The sequence below is a fragment of the Burkholderia sp. Leaf177 genome (assembly GCF_001424345.1).
GTDB lineage: Bacteria > Pseudomonadota > Gammaproteobacteria > Burkholderiales > Burkholderiaceae > Caballeronia.
The window spans coordinates 451,518-473,704 of sequence record NZ_LMPF01000012.1 but is presented as its reverse complement, the minus strand read 5'-3'; the positions used below and the strand labels follow the sequence as shown (position 1 = coordinate 473,704).

Annotated in this window: 16 protein-coding genes; 7 read left to right on the top strand and 9 right to left on the bottom strand. The window is 57.8% G+C overall.

Annotated elements, in window-relative coordinates; all coding sequences use genetic code 11:
- Positions 1-212 precede the first annotated feature (212 nt).
- From flgM to ASG35_RS12975, 4 genes are all read right to left on the bottom strand, one after another.
- Entirely contained in the window at positions 213-518 is a 306-nt protein-coding gene (gene flgM / locus ASG35_RS12990; RefSeq protein ID WP_056357336.1) for a flagellar biosynthesis anti-sigma factor FlgM, read from the bottom strand.
- Between the two features lie 400 nt (positions 519-918).
- Complete coding sequence (locus tag ASG35_RS12985; RefSeq protein WP_268761118.1) at positions 919-1,920, bottom strand: asparaginase; 1,002 nt, start codon at positions 1,918-1,920, stop codon at positions 919-921.
- Positions 1,921-1,934: 14 nt separating this feature from the next.
- Complete coding sequence (locus ASG35_RS12980; RefSeq protein ID WP_056357330.1) at positions 1,935-3,191, bottom strand: D-amino acid dehydrogenase; 1,257 nt, start codon at positions 3,189-3,191, stop codon at positions 1,935-1,937.
- A gap of 5 nt (positions 3,192-3,196) precedes the next feature.
- Complete coding sequence (locus tag ASG35_RS12975) at positions 3,197-4,342, bottom strand: branched-chain amino acid ABC transporter substrate-binding protein (RefSeq protein WP_056357327.1); 1,146 nt, start codon at positions 4,340-4,342, stop codon at positions 3,197-3,199.
- A gap of 209 nt (positions 4,343-4,551) precedes the next feature.
- Here ASG35_RS12975 and ASG35_RS12970 point away from each other — a divergent pair, with 209 nt between their 5' ends.
- From ASG35_RS12970 to ASG35_RS12955, 4 genes are all read left to right on the top strand, one after another.
- Positions 4,552-5,619 carry a GlxA family transcriptional regulator gene (locus ASG35_RS12970; RefSeq protein WP_235527532.1) on the top strand — a complete coding sequence of 356 codons (1,068 nt, stop codon included), beginning with the start codon at positions 4,552-4,554 and terminating at the stop codon, positions 5,617-5,619.
- A 507-nt stretch (positions 5,620-6,126) separates the two neighbouring features.
- Positions 6,127-7,560 (top strand): DUF1254 domain-containing protein, encoded by a 1,434-nt coding sequence (locus ASG35_RS12965; protein WP_235527531.1) that lies wholly within the window; start codon positions 6,127-6,129, stop codon positions 7,558-7,560.
- Between the two features lie 3 nt (positions 7,561-7,563).
- A complete protein-coding gene (locus ASG35_RS12960) occupies positions 7,564-9,066 on the top strand; it encodes a DUF1254 domain-containing protein (protein ID WP_235527530.1) in 1,503 nt (500 codons plus the stop codon).
- 127 nt (positions 9,067-9,193) lie between these two features.
- The gene (locus ASG35_RS12955; RefSeq protein ID WP_056357322.1) at positions 9,194-9,565 is read left to right on the top strand and encodes a YciI family protein; all 372 of its coding nucleotides are present in this window, start codon (positions 9,194-9,196) and stop codon (positions 9,563-9,565) included.
- Positions 9,566-9,846: 281 nt separating this feature from the next.
- On the opposite strand, the gene dacB is transcribed toward ASG35_RS12955, so the two are convergent.
- Both dacB and ASG35_RS12945 read right to left on the bottom strand, forming a co-directional pair.
- A complete protein-coding gene (gene dacB / locus ASG35_RS12950; RefSeq protein WP_056357318.1) occupies positions 9,847-11,502 on the bottom strand; it encodes a D-alanyl-D-alanine carboxypeptidase/D-alanyl-D-alanine endopeptidase in 1,656 nt (551 codons plus the stop codon).
- Between the two features lie 61 nt (positions 11,503-11,563).
- Positions 11,564-12,775: a serine hydrolase domain-containing protein gene (locus ASG35_RS12945; RefSeq protein WP_056357315.1), complete on the bottom strand. Its 1,212-nt coding sequence runs from the start codon at positions 12,773-12,775 to the stop codon at positions 11,564-11,566.
- A gap of 569 nt (positions 12,776-13,344) precedes the next feature.
- Here ASG35_RS12945 and ASG35_RS12940 point away from each other — a divergent pair.
- Together ASG35_RS12940 and ASG35_RS12930 are read left to right on the top strand one after the other, a co-directional pair.
- Positions 13,345-14,511 carry a serine hydrolase domain-containing protein gene (locus ASG35_RS12940; RefSeq protein ID WP_056357310.1) on the top strand — a complete coding sequence of 389 codons (1,167 nt, stop codon included), beginning with the start codon at positions 13,345-13,347 and terminating at the stop codon, positions 14,509-14,511.
- Between the two features lie 268 nt (positions 14,512-14,779).
- A complete protein-coding gene (locus ASG35_RS12930) occupies positions 14,780-15,949 on the top strand; it encodes a C1 family peptidase (RefSeq protein ID WP_056357304.1) in 1,170 nt (389 codons plus the stop codon).
- 215 nt (positions 15,950-16,164) lie between these two features.
- On the opposite strand, the gene ASG35_RS12925 is transcribed toward ASG35_RS12930, so the two are convergent.
- Complete coding sequence (locus tag ASG35_RS12925; RefSeq protein WP_056357299.1) at positions 16,165-16,758, bottom strand: TetR/AcrR family transcriptional regulator; 594 nt, start codon at positions 16,756-16,758, stop codon at positions 16,165-16,167.
- An 81-nt stretch (positions 16,759-16,839) separates the two neighbouring features.
- Here ASG35_RS12925 and ASG35_RS12920 point away from each other — a divergent pair, with 81 nt between their 5' ends.
- On the top strand, positions 16,840-17,565 hold the full coding sequence (locus ASG35_RS12920; RefSeq protein WP_056357296.1) for an SDR family oxidoreductase: 726 nt from the start codon (positions 16,840-16,842) through the stop codon (positions 17,563-17,565).
- A gap of 104 nt (positions 17,566-17,669) precedes the next feature.
- Here the strand turns inward: ASG35_RS12920 and ASG35_RS12915 are convergent, their stop codons facing one another.
- Positions 17,670-18,698, bottom strand: a complete 1,029-nt coding sequence (locus tag ASG35_RS12915; RefSeq protein ID WP_056357295.1) for an aldo/keto reductase — start codon at positions 18,696-18,698, stop codon at positions 17,670-17,672.
- Positions 18,699-18,889: 191 nt separating this feature from the next.
- Positions 18,890-22,099: a sensor domain-containing protein gene (locus ASG35_RS12910; RefSeq protein WP_235527529.1), complete on the bottom strand. Its 3,210-nt coding sequence runs from the start codon at positions 22,097-22,099 to the stop codon at positions 18,890-18,892.
- Positions 22,100-22,187 lie beyond the last annotated feature (88 nt).

Below are 22,187 nucleotides of genomic sequence, written 5' to 3'. Positions count from 1 at the left end.
ATCGTTTGATCGACGGGCAAACCCCTTTTAGCAATGTCGTTGCGAAGACAGCGAATCAACGATCGAAAGCCACACAACGCGACCCTTGCGCTCGCCGACGAAAAAACGCGCCGACCGCTGAAACGTATTGCCTGCTCCAACGAGTACGAAAACGACATCTTTGGCGAACGCCCTCGCTGGCGCGAGAAACCCCTCGCTCAAGCACGTTTCTATCAACGCGATTGCGTCTTCAGCAGTTCGCCCGCGCTGCTCAGCATACCGCTGGCGATATTGCCCGAGTCGATCTTATAGCTGCCGTCGCGAAGCGCGGCCTTGATTGATTCGACCTTCGCTGTGTCGATGTTCGACGTGCCTGCCACGCTCAGATTCGACAAGGACGACAAGCTTACCGTCGAGCTGGTTGCATCGGCTGCGCTGGTTTGCTGCACCGCGCCCGTGCTCTGCACCTTGCTCTTGGCAGCCACGCGCAGGTTGTCGGTTTCAAATCCTGCGGGAATGTTGCTGGAATCGATCTTCATGGTGTGCGCTCCTTAAGCGATTGAATCCTTTAACGGACCTTCACTTAAAGTCTTTACCAAGCCGAAGCGCGCTCCGTCGCCAAAAAACCCCGCAAGCACCGCCCAGCGGGCTTCTCGGAGAGATGCAACAAATTGAAACAAAGTGTGAGAAATCCCGCATTAGGTCAGACAAAATTGTAAAACGTACATTTATACCGAGGCGAACATTGACGCGGCATCTTTTGCTTCGTATTCAGCTATAGATACCTACTTTCTTAAAGGCGGCTGTCCGCAAGTCGGTTTAGACCGGCGAAACGCTGCAATCAGGTGACTGAGCACAGACCGAATTCGGCTGGAGAGCGCTTTCATCAGGCGCAGAGAATCATGAGTTACGACTGTATCGGCCCCCAAAAAACCCCAATCAATAACGCAAGAAGGTTTCCTGCAGCTTGCGCGAGCATTGCTCTTGGGTTAGCGCAAGCATCATCAATATCCGGGCCTTATGCGCTACCTGGTCGTCCGCTACCAGCCAGTCGTGGAGATCATCAGGTTGAGCGGCATTTCGGGTCACAACACCGCCTCCCGTGCGCGAACCGCGAATCACATGTATGCCACGCTTTCTTGCCTGGATCAGAGACGCGAGCATCGAAGCCGCTACATTGCCGTTCCCCGTTGCTGCGTAAATAATCGCCCTCACGCCTGAGTCGATCAAAGCGTGCACTATCGCGTCGGTCATGCCGCCATGGGCATAGACGATGCCGACTTCCGGCAACGCGTCGATCTCGCCGATCGCCCATTCGCTATTCAACGTGTGGGGACGTGCCGGCAGCCGGTAAAAGATCGGCCTGCCTTCGACAATGAATCCCAACGGCCCGTATGGCGATTTGAACGAATCCTGCTTGAAGGTATTCGTCTTGACGACATCGCGCGCCGTGTGGATCTCGTCGTTCGAGACGACCAGCGTGCCCTTGCCATACGCCAGTGGGCTCGCGGCCACGACGATCGCGTTGTAAAGGTTGAGCGGTCCATCAGAGCTCAGCGCGGACGGAGGCCGCATGGCTCCGACCACAACGACCGGCTTAAGACTCTTGAGCGTCAGATGAAGAAAATAAGCGGTTTCATCGATAGTGTCGGTGCCGTGCGTGACCACGATGCCGTCAATGTCGTCACGTTTCAAAAGACAATCAATTCGTTTTCCTAACTGGAGCAGTTGAACATTTCCGAAGTTCTCGGAACCGATCTGGAATATCTGTTCAGTTGTGATGTCGGCTATAGAATTCGCGACCGGCAGATCCGCGAGAATGTCGTCGATAGAAAGCACTGAACAGTCATAGGCCAAGGTGTTGACAAGCGAGGCACCGCGACCCGCAATCGTTCCGCCCGTGCCAATCAGCATGATCCTCGCTTTCTTTCGCGCGGCCATTGCGGTATCGCGCGTCATGAGCGTGCCCCAAGCTTGAACATCGCGCAATCGATGGCCGTGGGTCGTTGCGCAATCAGGTCATTTAATAACTGCGCGCACCCCGTCGCGAGGGTGAAGCCGAGCGCACCGTGCCCGACGTTCAGCCAAAGATTATTGAATGGCGTCGAACCGACAATCGGCATCCCGCTTGGAGTTGCCGGTCTCAATCCGGCCCATTCATCAGCGGCGCAATAGTCACCGGCCATCGGGAAAGCTGCTTTCGATTCGAGGCGCAACACATCGAGCCGACGATGATCGAGCGCGTCTGAATAACCCGTCATGTCAGCCATTCCCGCCACGCGCAGGCGCTCACCTAACCTCGCGTACACAATTTTGTGCGCAAAATCCGTCACGCTGATGCACGGCGCGATATCACCTGACCTGATCGGAACGGTCAAGCTATAACCTTTTAGCGGATATACGGGAACATCGATGCCAATGGACTTCAACAGCTTCGCACTGGCGCAACCCGTCGCAACGACAACTTGTTCGCCGGGCAGGCGACGCGACCCGGCCCACGCCTCCACACGCCCGCCGGGTGCGGGCTTCAACGCGCTGATGTCGGCTGATAACTCGAAGACAACGCCGCGCCTGCGCAACAACTTTTCGAGTCCTACGCAGAACCGATAGCAATCTGCCGTGTCTTCGCTGGCGGTGTAAATGCCGCCGGCGATCTCATGGCGAATCGATTCGAGCGCGGGCTCAGTTCGCACGCATGCTTCCCGGTCGAGCGCCAGTTGCTCGCAACCAAGCGTGCGCTGGAATTCGAGCAAATCCACTGCTGATGCAAGCGCCTTCTCGTCCCGATGCAAAACCAGCTTTCCGGAACGTGTGTAGTCGAAATCGAGTGTGGGCTCATCGACGACCAGCTTGTGCATCAGTGAACGGCTAAGGAAAGAGAGCTTCAGTAAGTGCCGCGTCGACCGCTGATTTTTCTGCCGCGTGCACGCCCTCAAAAACTGCAGGCACCATCGCCATAAAGCGGGATCCGCAGACGGACGAAACCGCATTGGCGAGTCGTCGCGCAACAGCCAGCCCGGAATCTTCGAGACGACGCCCGGGCCGGCAAGCGGCGCAACATAGCTGTAGGAAAGTTGCGCGCCGTTTGCGTAGCTCGTTTCCTGGCCGACTTGCGAACGACGATCGACAACCGTTACGCGATGACCCGACGCATTCAAATAATAAGCGGTCGTCAGGCCGATTACGCCCGCGCCGAGCACAGTGATTTCCATGACGCCTACATCTTCACGACAGCGAGAAGTGTTTGCTTGCCGCTTTTGTAATCGTACAAAGAGATTGCGCCCTGCTTCAGGTCGCCGTGCGCATCGAATTGAGTGCGTCCCAACACGCCTACAAAATCTGCTCCAGGCATTGAAGCAAGAATGTCCGCGGCTTTGGTCGAGCGGGCGCGCTTCATCGCGTCGACAATGATGTACACCGCGTCGTAAGCGAACGGCGCGTTGAGTTGCACATGCTGATGAAACCGCGCTTCGTAGCGTTGCTCGAAAGCGGGACCGTCCGGCATTTTTTCGAGCGGCATGCCAGCGATCGAACACACGACATTGTCCGCGGCCTCGCCTGCGAGTTTGGCGAGCGAGTCGGCGCACAAGCCGTCGCCACCCAGCACGCGCGCGCCAATGGCAAGCTGGCGTGCCTGCTTCGCGAACGGGCCGCCCGTGGCGTCCATTCCGCCATACATGATGATGTCTGGATGTTCGCCTTTGACCTTGGTGAGGATTGAACGGAAGTCGACCGCCTTGTCGTTGGTTGCATCGTGCGAGAGAACCGTCAGGCCAAGCGCCCTCGCTTGCTTTTCGAACTCGTTGGCAAGACCCTGGCCATACGCGGTTGCATCGTCCACGATCGCGACCGATCTGGCTCCGAGCGTTTTCTTCGCGTAATCGGCCAGAGCCGGGCCCTGCTGAGCATCGGTTGCAACCACTCGATAAGCCGTCTTAAATCCTTGCTGCGTATAAACAGGATTTGTCGCGGAAGGCGATATCTCGACGACGCCTGCATCGCTATAAATTTTCGAAGCCGGGATCGTGGTTCCCGAATTCATATGCCCGACTACCGCGACAACCTTGTCATCGACTAGCTTCTGCGCGATCTGCGTGCCCTGGCGCGGGTCCGACGCATCGTCCTGCGCATCCAGTTCGAGCATCACTTTCCGGCCACCGATCACAAGGCCTTTTGCGTTGATCTCCTCAATGGCGAGCCTCGCGCCGTTCTCCGTGTCCTTTCCCCATTCGGCATTTGCACCGGTCAACGGCGCGGCATGTCCAATTTTTACAACATCGTCTGCAAACGCACTGGAGGAGCCGAGCACGATCAGGCTTACTCCGATTTGGGCGCAAAGACCGCCGTGACTTCTGGTCGACATGAGACTCTCCTGGTGTTGTTGCTTGGCTGAAGGTGTCGCACCGGCGCTCGATTGAAAATCAACGGGCACGTTCGACAGGACCGACTTTAGGGTCGATAAAATCACTGGCATTGCACCAAACCGAAAAAAAATAGAAGAAACGCGACATGTCCGGCGGACCTCGTCACCGGCTTCTATACTCGGGTTTATCAAGGGCTTTAGAAATGGTCATGGATACAGAAAACACACCGTCCGATGGCCGGAAACTGGTTGACCGGCTCGATCGCGCCGGCTTAAAACGCGAAAGCGGTCCTTCCCGGGCGGGTGCCGAGCTCAACATCGGATTTCTGCTCTGGCCGAGCTTTCCATTGCTCTCGCTGGCCGGTTTCTGCGACGCATTGCGCCATGCCGCGGATCTCGGCGATCAAAGCAGGCCTTTACGTTGCACATGGACGCTGCTCGGCATGTCCGATACAACCGTGGAGGCAAGTTGCGGGGTGGCAGTGCCCGTCCAGGCGGTCGACGGATCGCCTCGTCAATTCGATTATCTGGTCGTGATCGGCGGCCTTCTGCCGAAACTCGACCAGGTCGAGCGGCGCTACTGGGACTATTTACGCGCGGCAGATGCCAGCGGCGTGCCGTTGATCGGCATGTGTACCGGGAGTTTTGTATTGGCCCAAGCTGGCTTGATGCAGGACCGGGTTGCTTGCGTACATGCGTTCCATCTTGAAGACTACAAAACGATGTTCCCAAAAATGCGGGTCATCGCCAATTCAGATTACTTGATCGATGGCAACCGCATCACGTGCGCCGGCGGCGTATCTGTCCTTGAACTAGCAACGCGTTTGATCAGCCTGCACTGCGGCCCGGACAGGGCGTCCAAGGTCGTCCATCAAATGACGGTGAGCCGTTTGGGCGGCACGTCGTTCGTGGAACGCCGCAAGGCCTTGGGCTATCTTGCCGTCGGTGATTTGCTGGTGCGCCATGCAATCGTGTTGATGGAAGAAAACCTGGAGGCGCCGCTCAACATTACGGTGATTGCGAAGATGGCCGGCACGAGTGTCAGGCAACTCGAGCGCAACTTCCTGACGGAAACCGGGATGTCGCCGAAGGAGTTTTATCGGACGATGCGTCTTCGCTACGCGCGCTGGTTGCTGCTCAATACCGCAAAACGCATTACGGTGATCGCATACGAATGTGGCTTCGCCGATGCCGCGCATTTCATTCGCGGCTTCAAGGAGATCTATGGCGTGACGCCCGGCAAGCTGAGGGCTTCGCTGGAAGAGCGTTTGTCTTGAGAGAAAGCATGTCGTAACGCAGCCGTTATGCCGAAATTGCTGGATTGCCTTTATGCTAGTTCAACTAGGCAGGTCGGAATTAACGATTAAAAGTGCAAGCCCTATCTACGTATGCTCTCTTTTTATTTGGTCCGATCGGATTGCAAGCGCTTTGAAGACGAATCATAAATTGCTGACCATTCACCGGCGCGTGATAAAGAAGTCGTTCGGCCAGACCGTTAGTTGATTTTTTCTGCTTTTATCGAGTGCGGCGGCAACCCTGACTGCCCGCGATCGACCGGTGCATCCAATAGTGCTTTAGCCAGACCCACGACCGCTTCCACATGCAACGGTCATCGATGCCTTCAATTAAAGCTGCGACATCTAAATGTCCATATAGCTTGAGCCCAATGCATCCCGCGATCGAATGGCGCAAATCGGTGCCGGACGCTAAAAAATCTGGTATTGGTCGGACATCGCACCTGCTCAGGAGGTGCAGTTTCCCAAAAGCCTTCGTGGGAGTGCGCGGTGAATAAACCCGGAAATGCGATGCTCGGTGCCTTGCTATTGCTGGCGTCGATGGCGCTAGTCCAGATCGCATCGGCTTCACCGCCAACAAGCAAATGGTCGCCGGCCGACCTTGCGGAACGCACCGTTGAACGCCGCGCCATCGAGGCAGTGTTCTGGGGCATGCCTGCCGTCAACTTCGAGCTGATGCTTCAGGCGTTCCAGAAACTGAATGGCACGTCCAACCAGGTTGCGTACTGGTCCAGGCCACTGGACTGGAAAAATCAAACGCTCACGCCGAATCCGGACACCATCTACTTCATGCCGTTTTACGACGTGCGCAACGGCCCTATGGTGCTTGAGATCCCGCCGGCAGAAGATGGGTCGATCACCGGAAGCATCGACGACAGCTGGCAAAACGCGCTCGAAGACGTTGGCCCGGCGGGCGCGGATAAGGGGAGCGGTGGCAAGTATCTAATCCTGCCACCCGACTTCAAGGATGCGGTTCCGGAAGGTTACACGCCGGTCAAATCGGACACGTATCGAGGTTATGCAATCCTGCGATCCAATCTCAAATCCGGTAGTGATGCCGACATCGCCAAAGCGGTCGAGTACGGAAGGCGGATCAGGTTTTATCCGCTAAACAGCGCAAACGGTAGTGCAGGCCAGACTATTTTCACTGATGCCTACGGCCAGATGTTCGATGCCGCCATTCCCTACGACATGCGCTTTTTCGAGGCCCTCGACCGCTTTGTGCAGGCGGAGCCGTGGCTGACACGCGACAAGGTCATGATTGGCATGCTGAGCTCCATTGGCATCGAGCAAGGCAAGCCGTTTGCGCCCGATGCGAAGCTCCGGAAAATTTTCGACTCTGCCGCGCGAGAAGCGCAGGCGTCGCTCAGTGTGCAATACGAGAAGGTGTTCGTTCCACCGTTTAATGAAGGCACGCATTGGGCGTTGCCTGCCTCACCGGAAGTCGCCGAAGGAATGCCGAATTTCTTCGCCAAACCTGACAGTTATCCAATCGACGCGCGCGCGGTGACCTATTCGATGGCCTACTTCAGTGCAAAGCAGATTGGCACTGGCCAGTTCTACCTGATGACGATCAACGACAAGGACGGCAAGCGACTCGACGGACAGAAGAATTATCGATTGAACGTGCCGGCGAATGCTCCAGTAAAGCTGTATTGGTCCGCCACCGTCTATGACGGCGTCACGCATACGCTGATCCGCAATTCGCGATGGTCGAGCCGCTCGTCCAATACACCGGCGCTTCAGGAAAACTCGGATGGTTCGGTAGATATCTTTTTCGCGCAGGCCGCCCCGGCCGGTAAGGAAAGTAACTGGATCCCGACGAGACCGGGTAGTCGATTCGAAGTGCTCTTCCGTCTCTACGGTCCCGAAAAGCCATTCTTCGACAAGACATGGAAGCTGCCGGATATCGAAGCCGATTGATCGATGACCGATGTATTTCGGATTGCTATCGAAAGGATGAACACCATGCTGAAACGTGGCCGCATCGCCGTGGCGATAGTCCTCGCATTCACGGGCAGTCCGACCGTTCAGGCGCAACAGGTTCCAACGGCCCGGCTGGCGTCCGAAGTGCCGGGCACACCACCGGAAACGGTGATGACGAAGGACTACGTGGCCGCTGTAGGGCGCGTCGCTTATATCTGGGGTTGGCCCCTCGTCAATAACCTTAACCGGTCGCTCGGCACAAAAGATTTGCCCGAGCCAGGAAGGATTGGCGGTGTTGTCCCGGCTTCGCCGCCCAATCAGATCTCGATGCTGACGGACTACATCGACTCAGCGGAAAACTTTGTGACCTGTCCCAATCAGGACACGGTCTACGGTGCTGGATTCATGCGGCTCGATGTCACGCCGGTTGTAGTTCAGGTGCCGGATTTCGGTGGACGCTTCTACACCTATCAAATGACGGATGCACGGACTGATTCATTCGCCAGTATTGGAAAACAGCATCACACCAAACCGGGCTTCTATCTGCTGGTCGGCCCGCATTGGAAAGGCGCGAAGCCCGCTGGCATCAACGCGGTCTACCGGTCGCCGACCGATCTTGTCGCTGTGTTCCCAAGAGTGTTTCAGGACGATACACCTGAGGACAAGGCTGCGATCCAGCCGTTGCTGAAGCAGATCATGGTGTATCCGCTGAGTCAGTACACCGGAAAAATGCAGACCAAGAACTGGAAGGACACGCCGTCCTTTCCCTCGCCCGATGCGGGCGGCGCGGGCGAGGTCAAGTGGGTCCTTCCCGAAAAATTCTTCGATGAATTGCCGGCTGTGATGAAAATGATCCCGCCACTGCCGGGTGAAGAAGCGCTATACGGCATGATCGATTCGGTACTGTCGGCGTCGTCGAAAGATCCGCAGTTGAAGGCGGCCCTGATCCAGGCAGCCGCTGCTACAGAGACCGAGGTCATCACGCCGCTTTTCGAATTCCACAACAATGGTCGACCGGCGGGTCAAGGATGGACGTCCCCCACGAATGGCGCGCGTTGGGGAACGGACTATCTTTCGCGGACAGCCACCGCCAAGTCGAATATGTACGATAACGCGCCCGAGGAAACGCGCTACATTTATACGGACTTTGACTCTAGCGGTCAGCGCCTGAGCGGCGCGAATCGCTATACCGTGACGTTCCCCAAAGGGCAGCTTCCTCCGGTCAACGGGTTCTGGTCATTGACGCTTTACAACAGCGCGCATCTCTTCGAGGCGAACCGACTGAATCGCTTCTCGCTTGGCACCAAAAGCAGAACGCTTAAATACAACCCGGACGGCTCGCTCACTCTTTATTTCCAGAATGATTCGCCTGGCGCGGATAAGGAGACGAATTGGGTCCCTGCGCCGAAGGAGGCGTTCTCGCTTTACATCCGCGCATACTGGCCCAAGCCTGCGATTCTCGACGGATCGTGGACCCCGCCGCCGGTGACGCGCGCGGAATAGATGATCGTTTCCCATCGCGGGTCGAGCGGACTCATCGGTCTGTGTCCTCGAAAAATTATGTAGGGGAGCATTGTCGATTTCCGATCATCGTATTCGTCGTTAGTGAACCCCATTCAACGGAGTTCCCATGAAATACCTTGGCCTGGCTTACTTCTCCCCCGAACAATTCGCCGCGATGGCGCCAGACGAAATCAAGGAATTGGTGAGCCAGTGCCCGGCACTGGACGAGAAGATGCGCGCCACCGGCAAGGTTCTGATTTCCGCCTCCCTCGGCGATCTGGACAAGTGGAGGACGCTTCGTCCACGCACTGGAAAGACACGCATTACCGATGGGCCTTACACCGAATCGAAGGAAGTCGTAGGCGGCCTGTTCATCATCGAGGCGGACAGCCTTGACGAGGCGTTGCGCATCGCGTCGATGCACCCGGCTGCCACGCTGGGCGAAAAAGGCGGATGGGCCGTCGAGCTTATTCCGTTGGACTTCTATCTCTCGCGATGAGGTTCGGACGCCTGAGTCAGAAGGCGTTGGTGTTCCTTTTCGGGTACTGCGTGGCGGCGCAGGAAAGCGGCGCCGCATTCAGATCCTCTGTCGCCGCAGCCGTCTGTGATATGCCCTGCATTGTCATGCGCTAGTGCGGGGCCGCCAGTCGAGCCGGCCTAATTCATGACCTGCGCGAAGCGCTTCAGTCGTGCTGTCGCCGTCGCTCCCGCAACGTGCGACAAGCACGCATTAAGCGATCACTGCAAGGACAACGGGCAATAAAGTCCAAAGCCGCAGCGTCATTGCAGCTTCCATAACAGCGCCGCTATTTCGCCTTCATCCTGGAAGGCGTTCAGGACGGTCGGAAAGCCTTCGAATACGGCATTGTTCATCGTCACGAAAAAGGCAATCCGACGGCCACTTTTCGCATCGATGTAACCAGCAAGCGCTTGCGCCTTGAGAAGCGGCGTTGGCGGCGCCGTCGTGCTCAGGCCGACATACGTACCCGTCTTCGCATACACGCGGCCTTTCGCGCCGGCCAGTGTTGGGTCGGACTCGAAGTCCGTGACCGTGGTGAGCGATCCATCGACGCCGAGCGAAGGCATCGTGTCTACGTAGGTTGCATAGTCGGGCATCAGGCGCATGCCGCGCAGCATCGCAATGACAGCCGTAGCGGTCGCCGTGGTGTCGCCGCCGCCGCTGCCGTCCTCGAAGTGATACTGGTCAGGCGTTATCTTGAACGTCGACGACAGTTCGCTCTGTTCTGTCGCGAGCGCAGTGGCCATCGTTCGCGAGCCGTTCTTGGCGAGTCCGTAGAGCAACAGGGTCACGTCGGCACCAATGTTGTAGCTGACCTTGTTCACGAACCGCAAGTCCTGCGCGTAGGGCGCTGACGTGAGCGCAGCCACCTGCTGCGCGCTCGAATATGAGCCTTGCGCGGGCAGCAACGCCACCGGGTTGGCCTCGAGCGGCGCGGCAGTCACCTTCACGCCCGCACGCGCCAGCGCCTCGATAAAGACCGTGCGCGCATACGTGGACGGCCGGCTGACACGGAACGTGCGCACGAGCGGATAAACGCCGGTCAGCGGAGGCGGGACGCCCGCAGGCACCGTCCCGCTGACTACGCCCACGCAATTCGGAGCGCCAAAGCACAGGGGTACATCGTCCGGTGGTTCGGGATTGAGATCGACGGCGAAATCCGATGTCGCCTCGCCCGTTGTCAGCGTAGACTGCACGGAGAACGCCGCAGACATGGGCCGATAGGTGAACGGAAGAAGCGCACCTTGCGCGCTCGGGCTGAACGAGATGTCGACGACATCGTCATTGACCATCATTGGCGTGACGTTGAAGCCGGTTTCATCGCGATACTGGAACGCATCGAAAAGACGATCGTCGATCACGACGTCGCCATTGACCGTCTTGATGCCCGCAGCGGCCACTTGAGCCGCGATGGCGTTGAATCCCGCCAGCGGATCGGGCGCGCTCAGGAGCGCATTGCCGAGACCATCGGCTTCGTTGTGATCGAATGCGGTAAGCGCGATCGTGCCATCCGGATTGGCGCGACCGCCCATTGTCAAGTCGCCGCTCGCCACCATGATCAGGTTGCCGTTGAGCGCGCCGTTTGCGTCGACGGTGCCTTGCTTGTACACGGGAGTCACATGCGTATGCTGCGCGCCGAGAATGTTGAGCGCATTGCCCGTGGAAAACACCTTGCGAACCGAAGCGATGAACATCTGCGAGCCGGAATTGAGATCGTAGATGACGTGGCCAGTATCGACATCGACGACCTGCATCGCCCAGGTCGCGCCCTTGTACGCGGGCTTCTGCATGACCTGCACGATCGCATCCGGGACAGATGTGCTGTCATGATCAGAGCCGCCGCACGACGCGAGCAGAAATGCTGCCGCAACCGCTATTGGCCATCGTTTGCCGCTCGCTTCGATAATGGGTTTCATCGCCGTCTCCTGGTTTAATTGGCTTTTATTCGCTATAGAGCAGTTGAGGAGCGGCTTCACGTTACGGCTTGGCGAGCTCCGCGATCACCATCTGTCCGATCGTGTCGGCGGGCGGGCGGCCATCGGGCGAGTCTGCAGTCGTGGTCCAGATGACGATCGTCGTGGCGGTCGCCGGGTCGTACACCATGAACGTGTTGAAGCCGCTGATCTGGCCGTTGTGTCCGTAGTACGTCCCGTATTTGACGATGCCGAGACAATACGACGGCGCGTTGGGATTGCTTGGTCTGAGCGACGTGCAGGTGGAAAGCCGCTTCGACTGCAGGTCCGGGTTCAGGTAACCGCCACCAACCATGCGTTGCACAACGGACGCGAGCTCCTTGATCGTCGAGATGCCCGATCCCGCCGTCCATCCCCACGACGCCGATGCATTCGTGACGTCAGTCGGCTGCAGTGATCCGTCCTTTGCCGCTGCCTGGCGCGCGGGTGACAGGGCCGAGCTGGTCGCCGTCTCCACATTCGTGCCCCACAGATAACCGTGCGCGGACGGCGCGGGGATCGCCGTATTGTCTTCCGGCGGCATATAGGTCGCAGTCAGGCCAAGCGGCGCGAAGAGCCGGGTTTTGATTGCATCGGCGGCGCTCATGCCCGTAATGTGCTCAATGATCTCGCCCAGCAAGATGTAGTTTGTATTCGAATAGTCGAAAGACGTGTCGGGCGGAAATTCCTCGGGGTGACTGTATGCAATGGTCAGGAGCTCGTCTGTGGTCCACAACGTCTCCGGCTGCGCGTCGAGCGTCTGATTGAACCCGAGGTCGCGACTATAATTGTAGAGGCCGCTTCGCATCGCGAGCAATTGCTGGATCGTGTTTGTTGTACCGTTCGGCACATTGGAGATGTACTTGCTGACGGGATCCGCGAGGCTCAGCTTGCCTTCCTGAACCAGTTGCAGGATGACCGTGGCGGTCCAAGTCTTTGTGACGCTGCCGACCCGGAAATTTGCGTTGGTCGGAATCGTGGCACCGGTGCCGCGCTGCGCAACACCGAAAGATTCCAGCCAATTACCCTTGGGTGACTGCACATAGACAACGGCGCCCGGCGCCTGCATATCGCTCATCAGCTGGACGACTTGCGGCCTGGCTGCGCTTACGAACGCCGGGTCGGATGAATCATCGCCGCCGCAACCCGACAACAGCATAGATAAAATCAGGGTAAACGCAAAGACATGCCCTCTGGACGCGAAACGCGTCCGAAGACCCGAGCGGACGATCACCATTGCTTGGTTTTCCTTATTAGCCGTGACGCAATGCTTTGAAGATCGCCGCTCGTTGACGACAATAGACCAGAGCCGATCCTGGATTAATTAGACAATTTTGTTGTTCTAATTGATTACTTCCCTGAAATAATAAGTCAAAACTTGTAGGAATGCATACGTGTTTTTTGCCGTTCGACGCGCGGTTCCTTGGAGATGGATATTTTTTTCGGCCGCATTTACATATGACAATGCGCGTCACAGAGGCGTGCATGTGCCGCCAGCAGTAAGAACAAATATCTGTTCGCAACGGTCCTCTAACCGAGTGCCTTAATCGAAACGTCAGACGAAGAAAACAGTGTCACCCGCGCTTTTAGAAGGTAATTAAAAAATAAGATCTCAACTATACGAATGACAAAACCAAGTCTCACGGACTGCCAATCATATTTTCAAATTTCTTCGAGCCGGTCTTTTCAAGCAAGGATTCCGGATTCACAGCATTCCGTCGAATGACCGGATTGTCAGGACCATTGCCTCGTCGAAAGTAATTCTTTATCTTGCAGGTACCGCGCAACTCCAGGAGTTATTTGCTCATGCTGCTCGCAAGATATGAATGGTTTGCATGGACTGTTTCGGTCGCGCTGGCGTGCGGCGTGTTGACCAGTTGCGGCGGCAGTTCCACGGCAGCGTGTGGCTTGGATCAAATTCAATTGGAAACCGGCTGCACAAGCACCTCGCAAGTTGCCGATTCGGTCCGTCGAGTCGTACAAGACACGATGCAACAACTCGATCTACGTGCGGCAATCGTGGGCGTTAGCGTGGGCGATCAAGTCGTGCTCACGCAAGCGTGGGGCGAATCGGCGCCCAACGTGCCAGCTACCATCGACATGCATTGGCGTATTGGCGCTGTCGCGATTTCATACTTGTCGACGGTTGCGCTGCAACTCCAGGAAGAAGGCAAACTGAGTCTGGACGATCCACTGTCGAAGTATCTGCCCGATATACGCGACGCAAGTAAGGTCACGCTACGAATGTTGATTGCATCGACATCGGGGTATCCAGAATATGTAAATACCATTCCAATCGAAGAGAACGTGTATCGACAATGGCAAGAAAGCGAATTGCTCGCTGACGCGTTCTCCAAACCATCGGTTTGCGATCCAGGAACCTGCTTCGCGTATTCGCATGCCAATTTTGTGCTCTTTGGTCAGGTGCTCGCGAAAGTTACAGGACTGCCGCTCGACACGTTGATCAGCCAACGAATTTTGCGTCCACTACAACTAAACCAGACCTTCAGTAACGACGACGCCTTCATGCCTTTGCCAGTATTGAACGCGTATTCAAACGAACTCGGCAGTTACCAGAATTCGACTGCCTGGAACCCCTCCTGGACGCTTGCACACGGCGCAATCATGTCTTCCACGATCCCCGATATCCTCAGAAGCACGCGCGCAATCGGCGGTGGTGAGCTCATTTCATCACGCGCGCGAGCAGAAATGATCGCTCAGAATCCGGTGACGTCGCGCGGCAAAGCGTACGGCGGGTTGGGCATTGTCGTGGTCAATGGCTGGCTATTGCAAAACCCGTCGTTCTTCGGCTATTCGGGTGTATCGGCGTACCTTGAAAAAAACGGTATTTCGATCGCGGTAACGGCAACTAAAAATGCCGATTCGCCGGACGTGTCAGCGGCTTCGCGATTGTTCGAGAATATTGCCCTGGAGATTGCGCCTTCAAATCCCGTGGCTGTCACGGCACGCTGATAGCGTGATTGTTCTTTCCACGTCGGCCATTGACTCGCGACGCTCGTTCACGCCGGCGTTGCCTCAGCCTCGCCATTTATGACCGGCTTGGTAAAGATGCAGGCGCGCACCCGGCCGCGCTCGCTAACATACTTCGCCGCCCGCAGTATGCAGAAATAGGCGGTAAATGCCCTTGTGATCGACGATTGGCTTAACGCCCGCTCGCCCAGAATAAGACGATCGCGGTTGTTGATTCGAAAGCAATCGTCCATGACAAAAAGGGAGTCACGTGCAAAACGAAGTGGAAACCGGGCAAGTGCAAGCGGGTCGGAGCAACACACGAGGTGAGCACGCGGGGGCAGACGTTCCTGCGTTGGCGGTCACGCCTGCCGTTCATGTGGATGGCGTCGTGCGGAAGCTTGCCCCGACTGCGCGACGGCTCAAGCCGCTCGCCCGGCCCGAACTCAAGATAACGACCGCGAGCAAAACATTGCGCGAACCGCCGGCTTCGGCAAGCTTGCGTTCGAAGTGCCCGCCCGTCCTCGATCAGGATCCCATCCAGTCATGCGCGGCCTTCGCGTTCACCAGCGCATTGCGGTTCCTGCACATGCGCGATGGACTCGATGAATGCCTGTCGCCGCTTTTTTGCTATTACGCAACGCGCGTACTGATCGAGAAGGAACAAAACGGCGACGATTCGGGATGCAAGGCCGACGCGGTCGTTGAGGCGCTCGAGAACTACGGCGTGTGCGTCGAAAGTCTATGGCCCTATGACACGGCGAAGTTCGCAGCCGAGCCGCCCGCCAGCGCCTTCGATGATGCAGTAAAGCGCAAGCTGGCGAAGGCGTACAGGGTGACGACACTGCGCGCAATGAAAGTGTCGATCGCCGATGGCTATCCCGTGCCCGTTGCCTTTCCTGTGGCGCGCTCGGTCGGCTATGGCAGCGACGCGGTTTTATCGCCGACATGGAGAACCGGCGTGTTCCCTGTGCCGACCGCGGCACCCGGCGACGTACGGTCCGGTGCATCGAGCGTGTTCGCTGGTTCGGCAGGCGGCGCTGTGGGCTCAGCGGGCGGCGCCGCGGGCTCTGGAGGCGGCGCTGTGGGCTCGGCGGGTGGCGCCGTGGGCTCTGGGGGTGGTTCGGTTGGATCTGCGGGCAAAGCGGCAGGTTATGCAGGCGGCCCGGTGCACGACATGAACCCTTTTCATCAACCTGCTTCCGATCCCGCCGACGGCTACCACTTCGTTCTGGCCATCGGTTACGACGATGCCACCGGCTTGGTAGAAATCGAAAACTCCTGGGGACCGACTTTCGGCGATAACGGCTATGGCTATCTGCCGTATGCGTTATTCGGACCGACGCAGGACACGCTCATCGCGGACCCGAGCGTGCTGGCTGAAGACCCGTGGACGGTACGCTTCCAATCCGACGAAGCCAGGTCCGCAACGCATCAGTAATGGTAGCGATTTGCTACGAGCGGTATCGATGGATTGGCGTTGTGAATTCTTGGGCCCTGACGCGCGAACGTTAGGGCCTTCTATTTTCATGCCGTGATCTATTTGACACGGGCACTCGAAAATCAACACCAGCGCGAATTATCCGGTCTTTGCCATCGGCACTTCGATGGAAGCCAAATAAAAAGCGTATGTCATGGCTCAGCGCGCTCGGAACGTCACGTTTCGCGAAAGATGCCCACCGTCGCAATGGCGACTCGCCTGCGGGCAGCTTGCTCGTCGTCGCCGAAGCGATCAACGCCCCAGGATAATGTAGTGACAAGTTCGAAAATATCCTCTGCCGTCACATCCTTCACCGCCATGCCGGCAGATTTGGCTGCATCGAGAAGCACACGGGTCGTCTCTATCAGTTGCGAGCTTGCCGGGTTCATCGACGATTCCGGATCGCTTCGTGCACTCGCTACGCAATAGGGCAAGTCATGCCAGATGCGCAGTTGCCACGCCAGTCGTAGCAGCCACTCCGAAAGCGCCTCGCGTGGACCTAGCGAACCAGCGAGCGCTTCGGCCTCGGCGAGCGCGGCTGCAATATTGGCCTCCATGACTGCGGCAAGCAGGTCGTCTCGAGTCGGGAAATTTCGATAAAGCGTCGCGTTTCCAACGCCTGCACGGACAGCGATTCCGTCGAGAGACGCCAGCACGCCTTCCTCCTCGAACGTCTCACGGGCCGCGATCAGGATCGCGTCCCGATTGCGTTGCGCGTCGGCGCGCAACCCGCGAGGTGCTTTTTCCGGAGTGCTACGGGCAGCAGACATCACAACTCTCTTTGACAAAGTGGGGAATATCCCCGTATATTATTTGTTCCGGGGAACCTCCCCGTTTCGACAGGAGGATACATGAAGCAATCACTCGAAGGCAGGACGGTATTCGTCACGGGCGCCAGCGGCGGCCTCGGGGAAAAGTTTGTGGAGCAGGCGCTTGAACGCGGCGCGAGGAAGGTCTATGCCACCGCGCGAAATCCGAAGCATTGGACAGATGCAAGAGTCCAAACCATCTCGCTCGACATCACCAGTTCGGGGGACATCGCCCGCGCTATGAATGCGGCGCCCGATGTCGATCTATTGATTAACAACGCGGGCATTGCGCCGGCGGGTGACTCCATCACAGGGCCTGCCGACGAACTTCGCCGGATCTTCGAGACCAATTTCTTCGGAACGCTCGCCCTAGCGAATGCCTTCGCGCCAGTGCTTGCCGCCAACGGCGGAGGTACGCTGCTGAACATCTTGTCGGCAGCCGCCTGGATCAGTGTGCCGACCGGCTACGCGGCATCGAAGGCGGCGATGTGGTCAGCAACCAATTCTCTGCGAGTCGCCCTGAAAAGCCAGCACACGCAAGTGATCGGCCTACTAGTCGGCATGGTCGATACGCCAATGACCGCCCGATGGGATATCCCGAAGGTCAGTGCGCTGAGCGTTGTGGAAAAAGCGTACGAAGGTATCGCAAATGGCTCGATCGAGATCCTGGCCGATGACTCTGCGCATGAACTCAAGTCTCGGCTGAGCGTGAAAGGCGAAGAGTTATATCCATGGATGGACGAGCAACTCCAGGGCTTCGTGCCCTGATCTTTCCGAAGCCTTTCCGAATCGCACCACAGCAAGCAGAAGAAGCCGCTTCGCGCCGCCTTAGCCGACGCAGCCGTCGACCAAGGCTACTCATCCTCGCGAAATCAAACTACAAAATCACCGTCAGGCACAGGCGCATTCTCCTCGATCAACCGCTGGCTCCGCAGCTCTTGCCAGAACGCCCGTGGGATCTTGTCCTTCATGGAACTGGCGTTCGCGAGTGCCTCCTCCTCGGTACGCACACCGGCAATCAACGCCGCCGCCACATCCGGCGCCGCCGCAAAATGGAGTGCGGCTGTACGAAGGTCAACGCCGAACTGATCGGCGACCGCACGCAACTTCCGCCGCTTTTCAATAAACTTTTGCGGGATGTCGAAGCGTGCATCGCCATAGTTGTAGCGCGGACTGCCCGAGATAAACCCCGCGTTCAATGCGGAGCCCATGACAAAACTGACGTCGTGTTTTCGCGCGACTGGAAACACGTTGTTCAGAGCGTTCTCGTGCGTCACGAGTGAATATTGCGACGCAAGCAGGCATACGTCAGGATCGGATTCCTGGATAACGCGAATGATCGGCTCAGGCGAATTGACGCCAACGCCCCATGCCTTGATCAAGCCTTCGTCGCGCATCCGACACAGCTCGGGAAATGCGCCCTTCAGCGCGGTCGCGAATTCTTCTTCCCACGGACGCGGTAGAAAACTATTGTCCGGAGACACATCATGAACAAATAGAACATCGATCCTGTCGATGCCCATGCGCTGCAGACTGTCTTCAACTGAACGTCGAACCGCTTCAGCGGTGTAATCGAAGACGACGCTATTGGGCGACTTGCTAAACGGAAAGAACTTTTTGCTCTCGTTGACAGGCGATGCCTTAAGCAACTTGCCTACTTTCGTGGACAGCACATAACTGTCGCGAGGCTGGTTGTGCAGAAAACGGCCGAAGCGCCGCTCCGCCTCACCAAGGCCGTACCACGGCGACACATCGTAGTACCGCACGCCCGCATTCCACGATGCTTGCATGGTCCGCTCGGCTTGTTCGTCCGTGACAATTTCGAATTCGCTACCCAGCGAAACGCCACCCATGCCAAATCGGAATTCTGGCTTGAAAATTTGCTGCACTCGATCATTCATCGTCACCTCCTATTTGTATCAGACAGTCAGACGTTCGCCCGATAGGCGCACCCGGCTTCAACTTGCACCTGATCACGTCCGGTTATCAGGATCTGCCCGGGCATACTCGTCAAGATACGCTATCTGATCATCGAGCACAGGACGCACGACGCGTGTGTTTTCTTTCGGCCTGAGAACACTTATTGCTGCTATCAACGCTCGACGCAATTCAGCGCGGACTCCCCGGCAGGTTTGGCAAGGCTGTAAGCCTTGATCAACTGCGCAGAGTCACTGTCGTCGGTCCAAGCATCATTTGCCATCTTCTTCGTTTCGCGAACCGCGTCCGCGATGTCGGACGTATTGGTCGCGTTGAACCTCATAAAACCATGCAGCGTTAACTTGGCGTCTATCTCGAAGCAACGCCTCCCCGAGATTGTCGCTTTAGCATCGTCAGCCTCGATCCTGGCGATCTCGTCTGCGAGCGGATGCAGCTGTCTCTTGAGGATGGCACCAAGGCGCGCGTCGACCATCACCCGGTCCATGCTCCAGGAAGCACGATTCGCAAGAGCATTTTCGCCGGCGAGTACGCTGTCCGCCACGACCTCGAGCCCCATCGCCCTGAGCTTTGCAAGATCGAAACGAAGGCTTTCCGTGTTGACACGGGCGGTCCCACGCTCGAGTCGCAATTCGAGGCGACTCGCCTCCACGCCGCACTCCCGGAGCGCCAATGACAGTGTTTGGGCGAAGTCGCTCGTCAGGAGCTGCTTCGGATAGACAGGGACGCAAACGGTCGTCTCGGGCAGGCGCGCCGCAAGCTTGCAAGCCTCGCGTAAGATCCAGTCTCCGAGCGGACCGACAAGACCGCTTTGCTCGGCGACGCGCAGATAGGTTTCCGTGCCGAGCCTGCCGAGCGTCGGATGGTTCCACCAGGGGTGGACCTCAACGGCGATTGCATTCGTTGCCGAGACGCGCACGCTGCAAGCGAGATCGAACTCACGCGCCTTGATTGCGATCAGCATGTCGTGCGCGAGATGCCGCTCGGTCTCGGCTGAGGTTTCCGCATCCTCGGCATAGAAAGTGAACGTGCCGCGCTGGTTGCCTTTGGAGCGATAAAGCGCGACGTCGGCGAAGCGGAAAAGCTCGTCTTCCTCCAGCGTATCTTGCGGCGTCAGCGCGATACCGATCGAAAGACCGACCTCGAGCCATCGCTCTCCATGGGCGATTGGCTGCGACACCGCATCAATAAGGCGCTCCGCGAGCGCGACGACCTGCGGCCGCGAAAGGTTCGAGGCCGCGACAACGAACTCGTCGCCGCCGATACGCGCGACGAGTTGACCTTCGGTCAGCTCCCCTGTCAGGCGTGCGGCGACGGTGCGCAGCACGAGGTCGCCAATATCGTGGCCGAACGTGTCGTTGATCGGCTTGAAGTGATCGAGATCGAGATAGAAGAGCGCGAGCTCGCTGTCGGTTGCCGAAAGCGCCTGACGCATGAACTTGCGCAGGCCGAGCCGGTTCGGAAGACCCGTCGCCGGATCGTGCTGGACCTCTTTCTGAGCGCGTGAGAGATCGGCGGCGAGCGAAACGTCGGCGGTGATGTCGGCGGCGATCTTGACGATCTTGAAGGGCTTGCCGTTCAGGTCGTAGATCGGATTGTAGGAAGCCTGGATCCAGACCTCGGCCCCGCTCGCGGCGATCCGTTTGAACTTCGAGGACAGAAACTTGCCCTCGCGCAGATTGGTCCAGAAGCGCGCGTAATCGGCATGCGCGGCGGATTCCTTGTCGACGAACATCCGATGATGCCGGCCAACAACCTCAGCAAGCGCATAACCCATCAGCGTGAGGAAGTTGTCATTCGCTTCAAGCACATTGCCGTCCATGTCGAACGAGACAACGCTCTGCGACTTGTTGATTGCGGCGATCTGTCCTTCGTAATCGCCTTGCCGCAACTTTTGCTCGGTGACGTCGACCGCGTTCTTGACGACCTTGAACGGGCGCCCGTTCATGTCGAGGATCGGGTTATAGGAAGCCTGCAGCCAGATCTCCCGGCCATCGCGGCCAAGACGCTTGAACTCCCCTGCTTGGTACTGACCTGAAGCGAGCGCCTGCCAGAACTTCCCATATTCTTCGCTTTCCCGTTCCTCGTGCGAAACGAACATGGAATGGTGGCGGCCAATGACCTGGGACAGCCGATAACCTGTCAGGTCGAGAAAGTTGTCGTTGGCGTCGAGGATGGTTCCGTCGACATTGAAGGCCACGACGCTCTGTGATTTGTGGATGGCGGCAATCTGGCCCTGATGATCTGCTTGGCGAAGTTTCTCGCGAGTGACGACCGTCGCGTATTTGACAATCTTGAAGGGCCGGCCTTCCTGATCGAGCACCGGGCTATAAATCGCCTGCAGCCAGACGTCGCGCTTGTCGCGGCCAATGCGCCGGAACTCGCCGCTGCGGTGGCGACCAGCGGCAAGATCGCTCCAGAAGATCTCGTAGTCGAGGCTGTGCGCGTAAGCGGGATCGACGAACATGCGGTGATGGCGGCCTTCGAGTTCCTCCATCGTATAACCTACCGCCGCAAGGAAGTTGCGGTTGGCATCGAGAATGGTGCCGTCGGGCGCGAAGGTCACAATGCATTGCGACTTGTCTATCGCCGCGATCTGCCCTTCGAAATCGGCGTTCTGCCTCTTCTCCAGCGTGACGTCGACGGCATATTTGACGACCTTGAACGGACGTCCGCCAAGGTCGAGAATGGGATTGTAGGTCGCCCGCAACCAGACCGGCTTCCCGTCCTTGCCGAAGCGCCGATATTCGCCGGAAGCGTGTAATCCCTTTCGCAGATGTTCCCAAAATGCGGCGTAGGACGGGTCGATAGCCTCGTCGGCGGCAAGCAACATTCGATGATGCTTGCCGACGACTTCATCGAGCCGGTAGCCGGTTGCCTCGAGGAACTTATCGTTGGCGTGAAGGATCGTGCCGTCCATCGCGAAATGGATGACAGCTTGCGAGGCGTTGATGGCGGCGATCTGGCCGGCGTCGTTCGCGGCCGACATCATGCGGTCGGTGACGTCGCGCACCAGCATGACGATCTCGCCCACAGCGCCGTCGTCGGCTGCGATCGGTACGCATGAAACCTCGGTCCAGAAGGGCGTGCCATCGCGCTTTAACTGTTGCATCTCGCCAAAGAAGGCTTCGCCGGTTTCGAGAACCGCATCGATCTCGTCCGAGGCGCTTGCGCCCGTTGCGAGCGGCCTGAAGATGCAGCGATTGCGTCCAACGAGTTCCCAGCCCTTATAGTCGAAGAGCTCGAGAAAACGCTCGTTCACGCGAAGGATGCTCCCGTCGGGTGCGAACGCGATCCGCCCCAGGCTTCTCTCCATCGCTTCTGCATCGGCCGGAGTGAAAGAGGATTTGATCGGATTGTTAGGCATTAGCACCCGCCAGTAAGGGTTGCGGTGATATGCGCCCATAAAAGGTTGAGACGGCGTTCTCTTTTCGATCGAATGCGGTGACCGCTGA

Bases quoted from the DNA above. Each gene is read 5' to 3' on its own strand.
- flgM (WP_056357336.1), bottom strand. From the start codon at position 518: ATGAAGATCGATTCCAGCAACATTCCCGCAGGATTTGAAACCGACAAC.
- ASG35_RS12985 (WP_268761118.1), bottom strand. From the start codon at position 1,920: ATGGCCGCGCGAAAGAAAGCGAGGATCATGCTGATTGGCACGGGCGGA.
- ASG35_RS12980 (WP_056357330.1), bottom strand. From the start codon at position 3,191: ATGGAAATCACTGTGCTCGGCGCGGGCGTAATCGGCCTGACGACCGCT.
- ASG35_RS12975 (WP_056357327.1), bottom strand. From the start codon at position 4,342: ATGTCGACCAGAAGTCACGGCGGTCTTTGCGCCCAAATCGGAGTAAGC.
- ASG35_RS12970 (WP_235527532.1), top strand. From the start codon at position 4,552: ATGGATACAGAAAACACACCGTCCGATGGCCGGAAACTGGTTGACCGG.
- ASG35_RS12960 (WP_235527530.1), top strand. From the start codon at position 7,564: ATGACCGATGTATTTCGGATTGCTATCGAAAGGATGAACACCATGCTG.
- ASG35_RS12955 (WP_056357322.1), top strand. From the start codon at position 9,194: ATGAAATACCTTGGCCTGGCTTACTTCTCCCCCGAACAATTCGCCGCG.
- dacB (WP_056357318.1), bottom strand. From the start codon at position 11,502: ATGAAACCCATTATCGAAGCGAGCGGCAAACGATGGCCAATAGCGGTT.
- ASG35_RS12945 (WP_056357315.1), bottom strand. From the start codon at position 12,775: ATGGTGATCGTCCGCTCGGGTCTTCGGACGCGTTTCGCGTCCAGAGGG.
- ASG35_RS12940 (WP_056357310.1), top strand. From the start codon at position 13,345: ATGCTGCTCGCAAGATATGAATGGTTTGCATGGACTGTTTCGGTCGCG.
- ASG35_RS12925 (WP_056357299.1), bottom strand. From the start codon at position 16,758: ATGTCTGCTGCCCGTAGCACTCCGGAAAAAGCACCTCGCGGGTTGCGC.
- ASG35_RS12920 (WP_056357296.1), top strand. From the start codon at position 16,840: ATGAAGCAATCACTCGAAGGCAGGACGGTATTCGTCACGGGCGCCAGC.
- ASG35_RS12915 (WP_056357295.1), bottom strand. From the start codon at position 18,698: ATGAATGATCGAGTGCAGCAAATTTTCAAGCCAGAATTCCGATTTGGC.
- ASG35_RS12910 (WP_235527529.1), bottom strand. From the start codon at position 22,099: ATGCCTAACAATCCGATCAAATCCTCTTTCACTCCGGCCGATGCAGAA.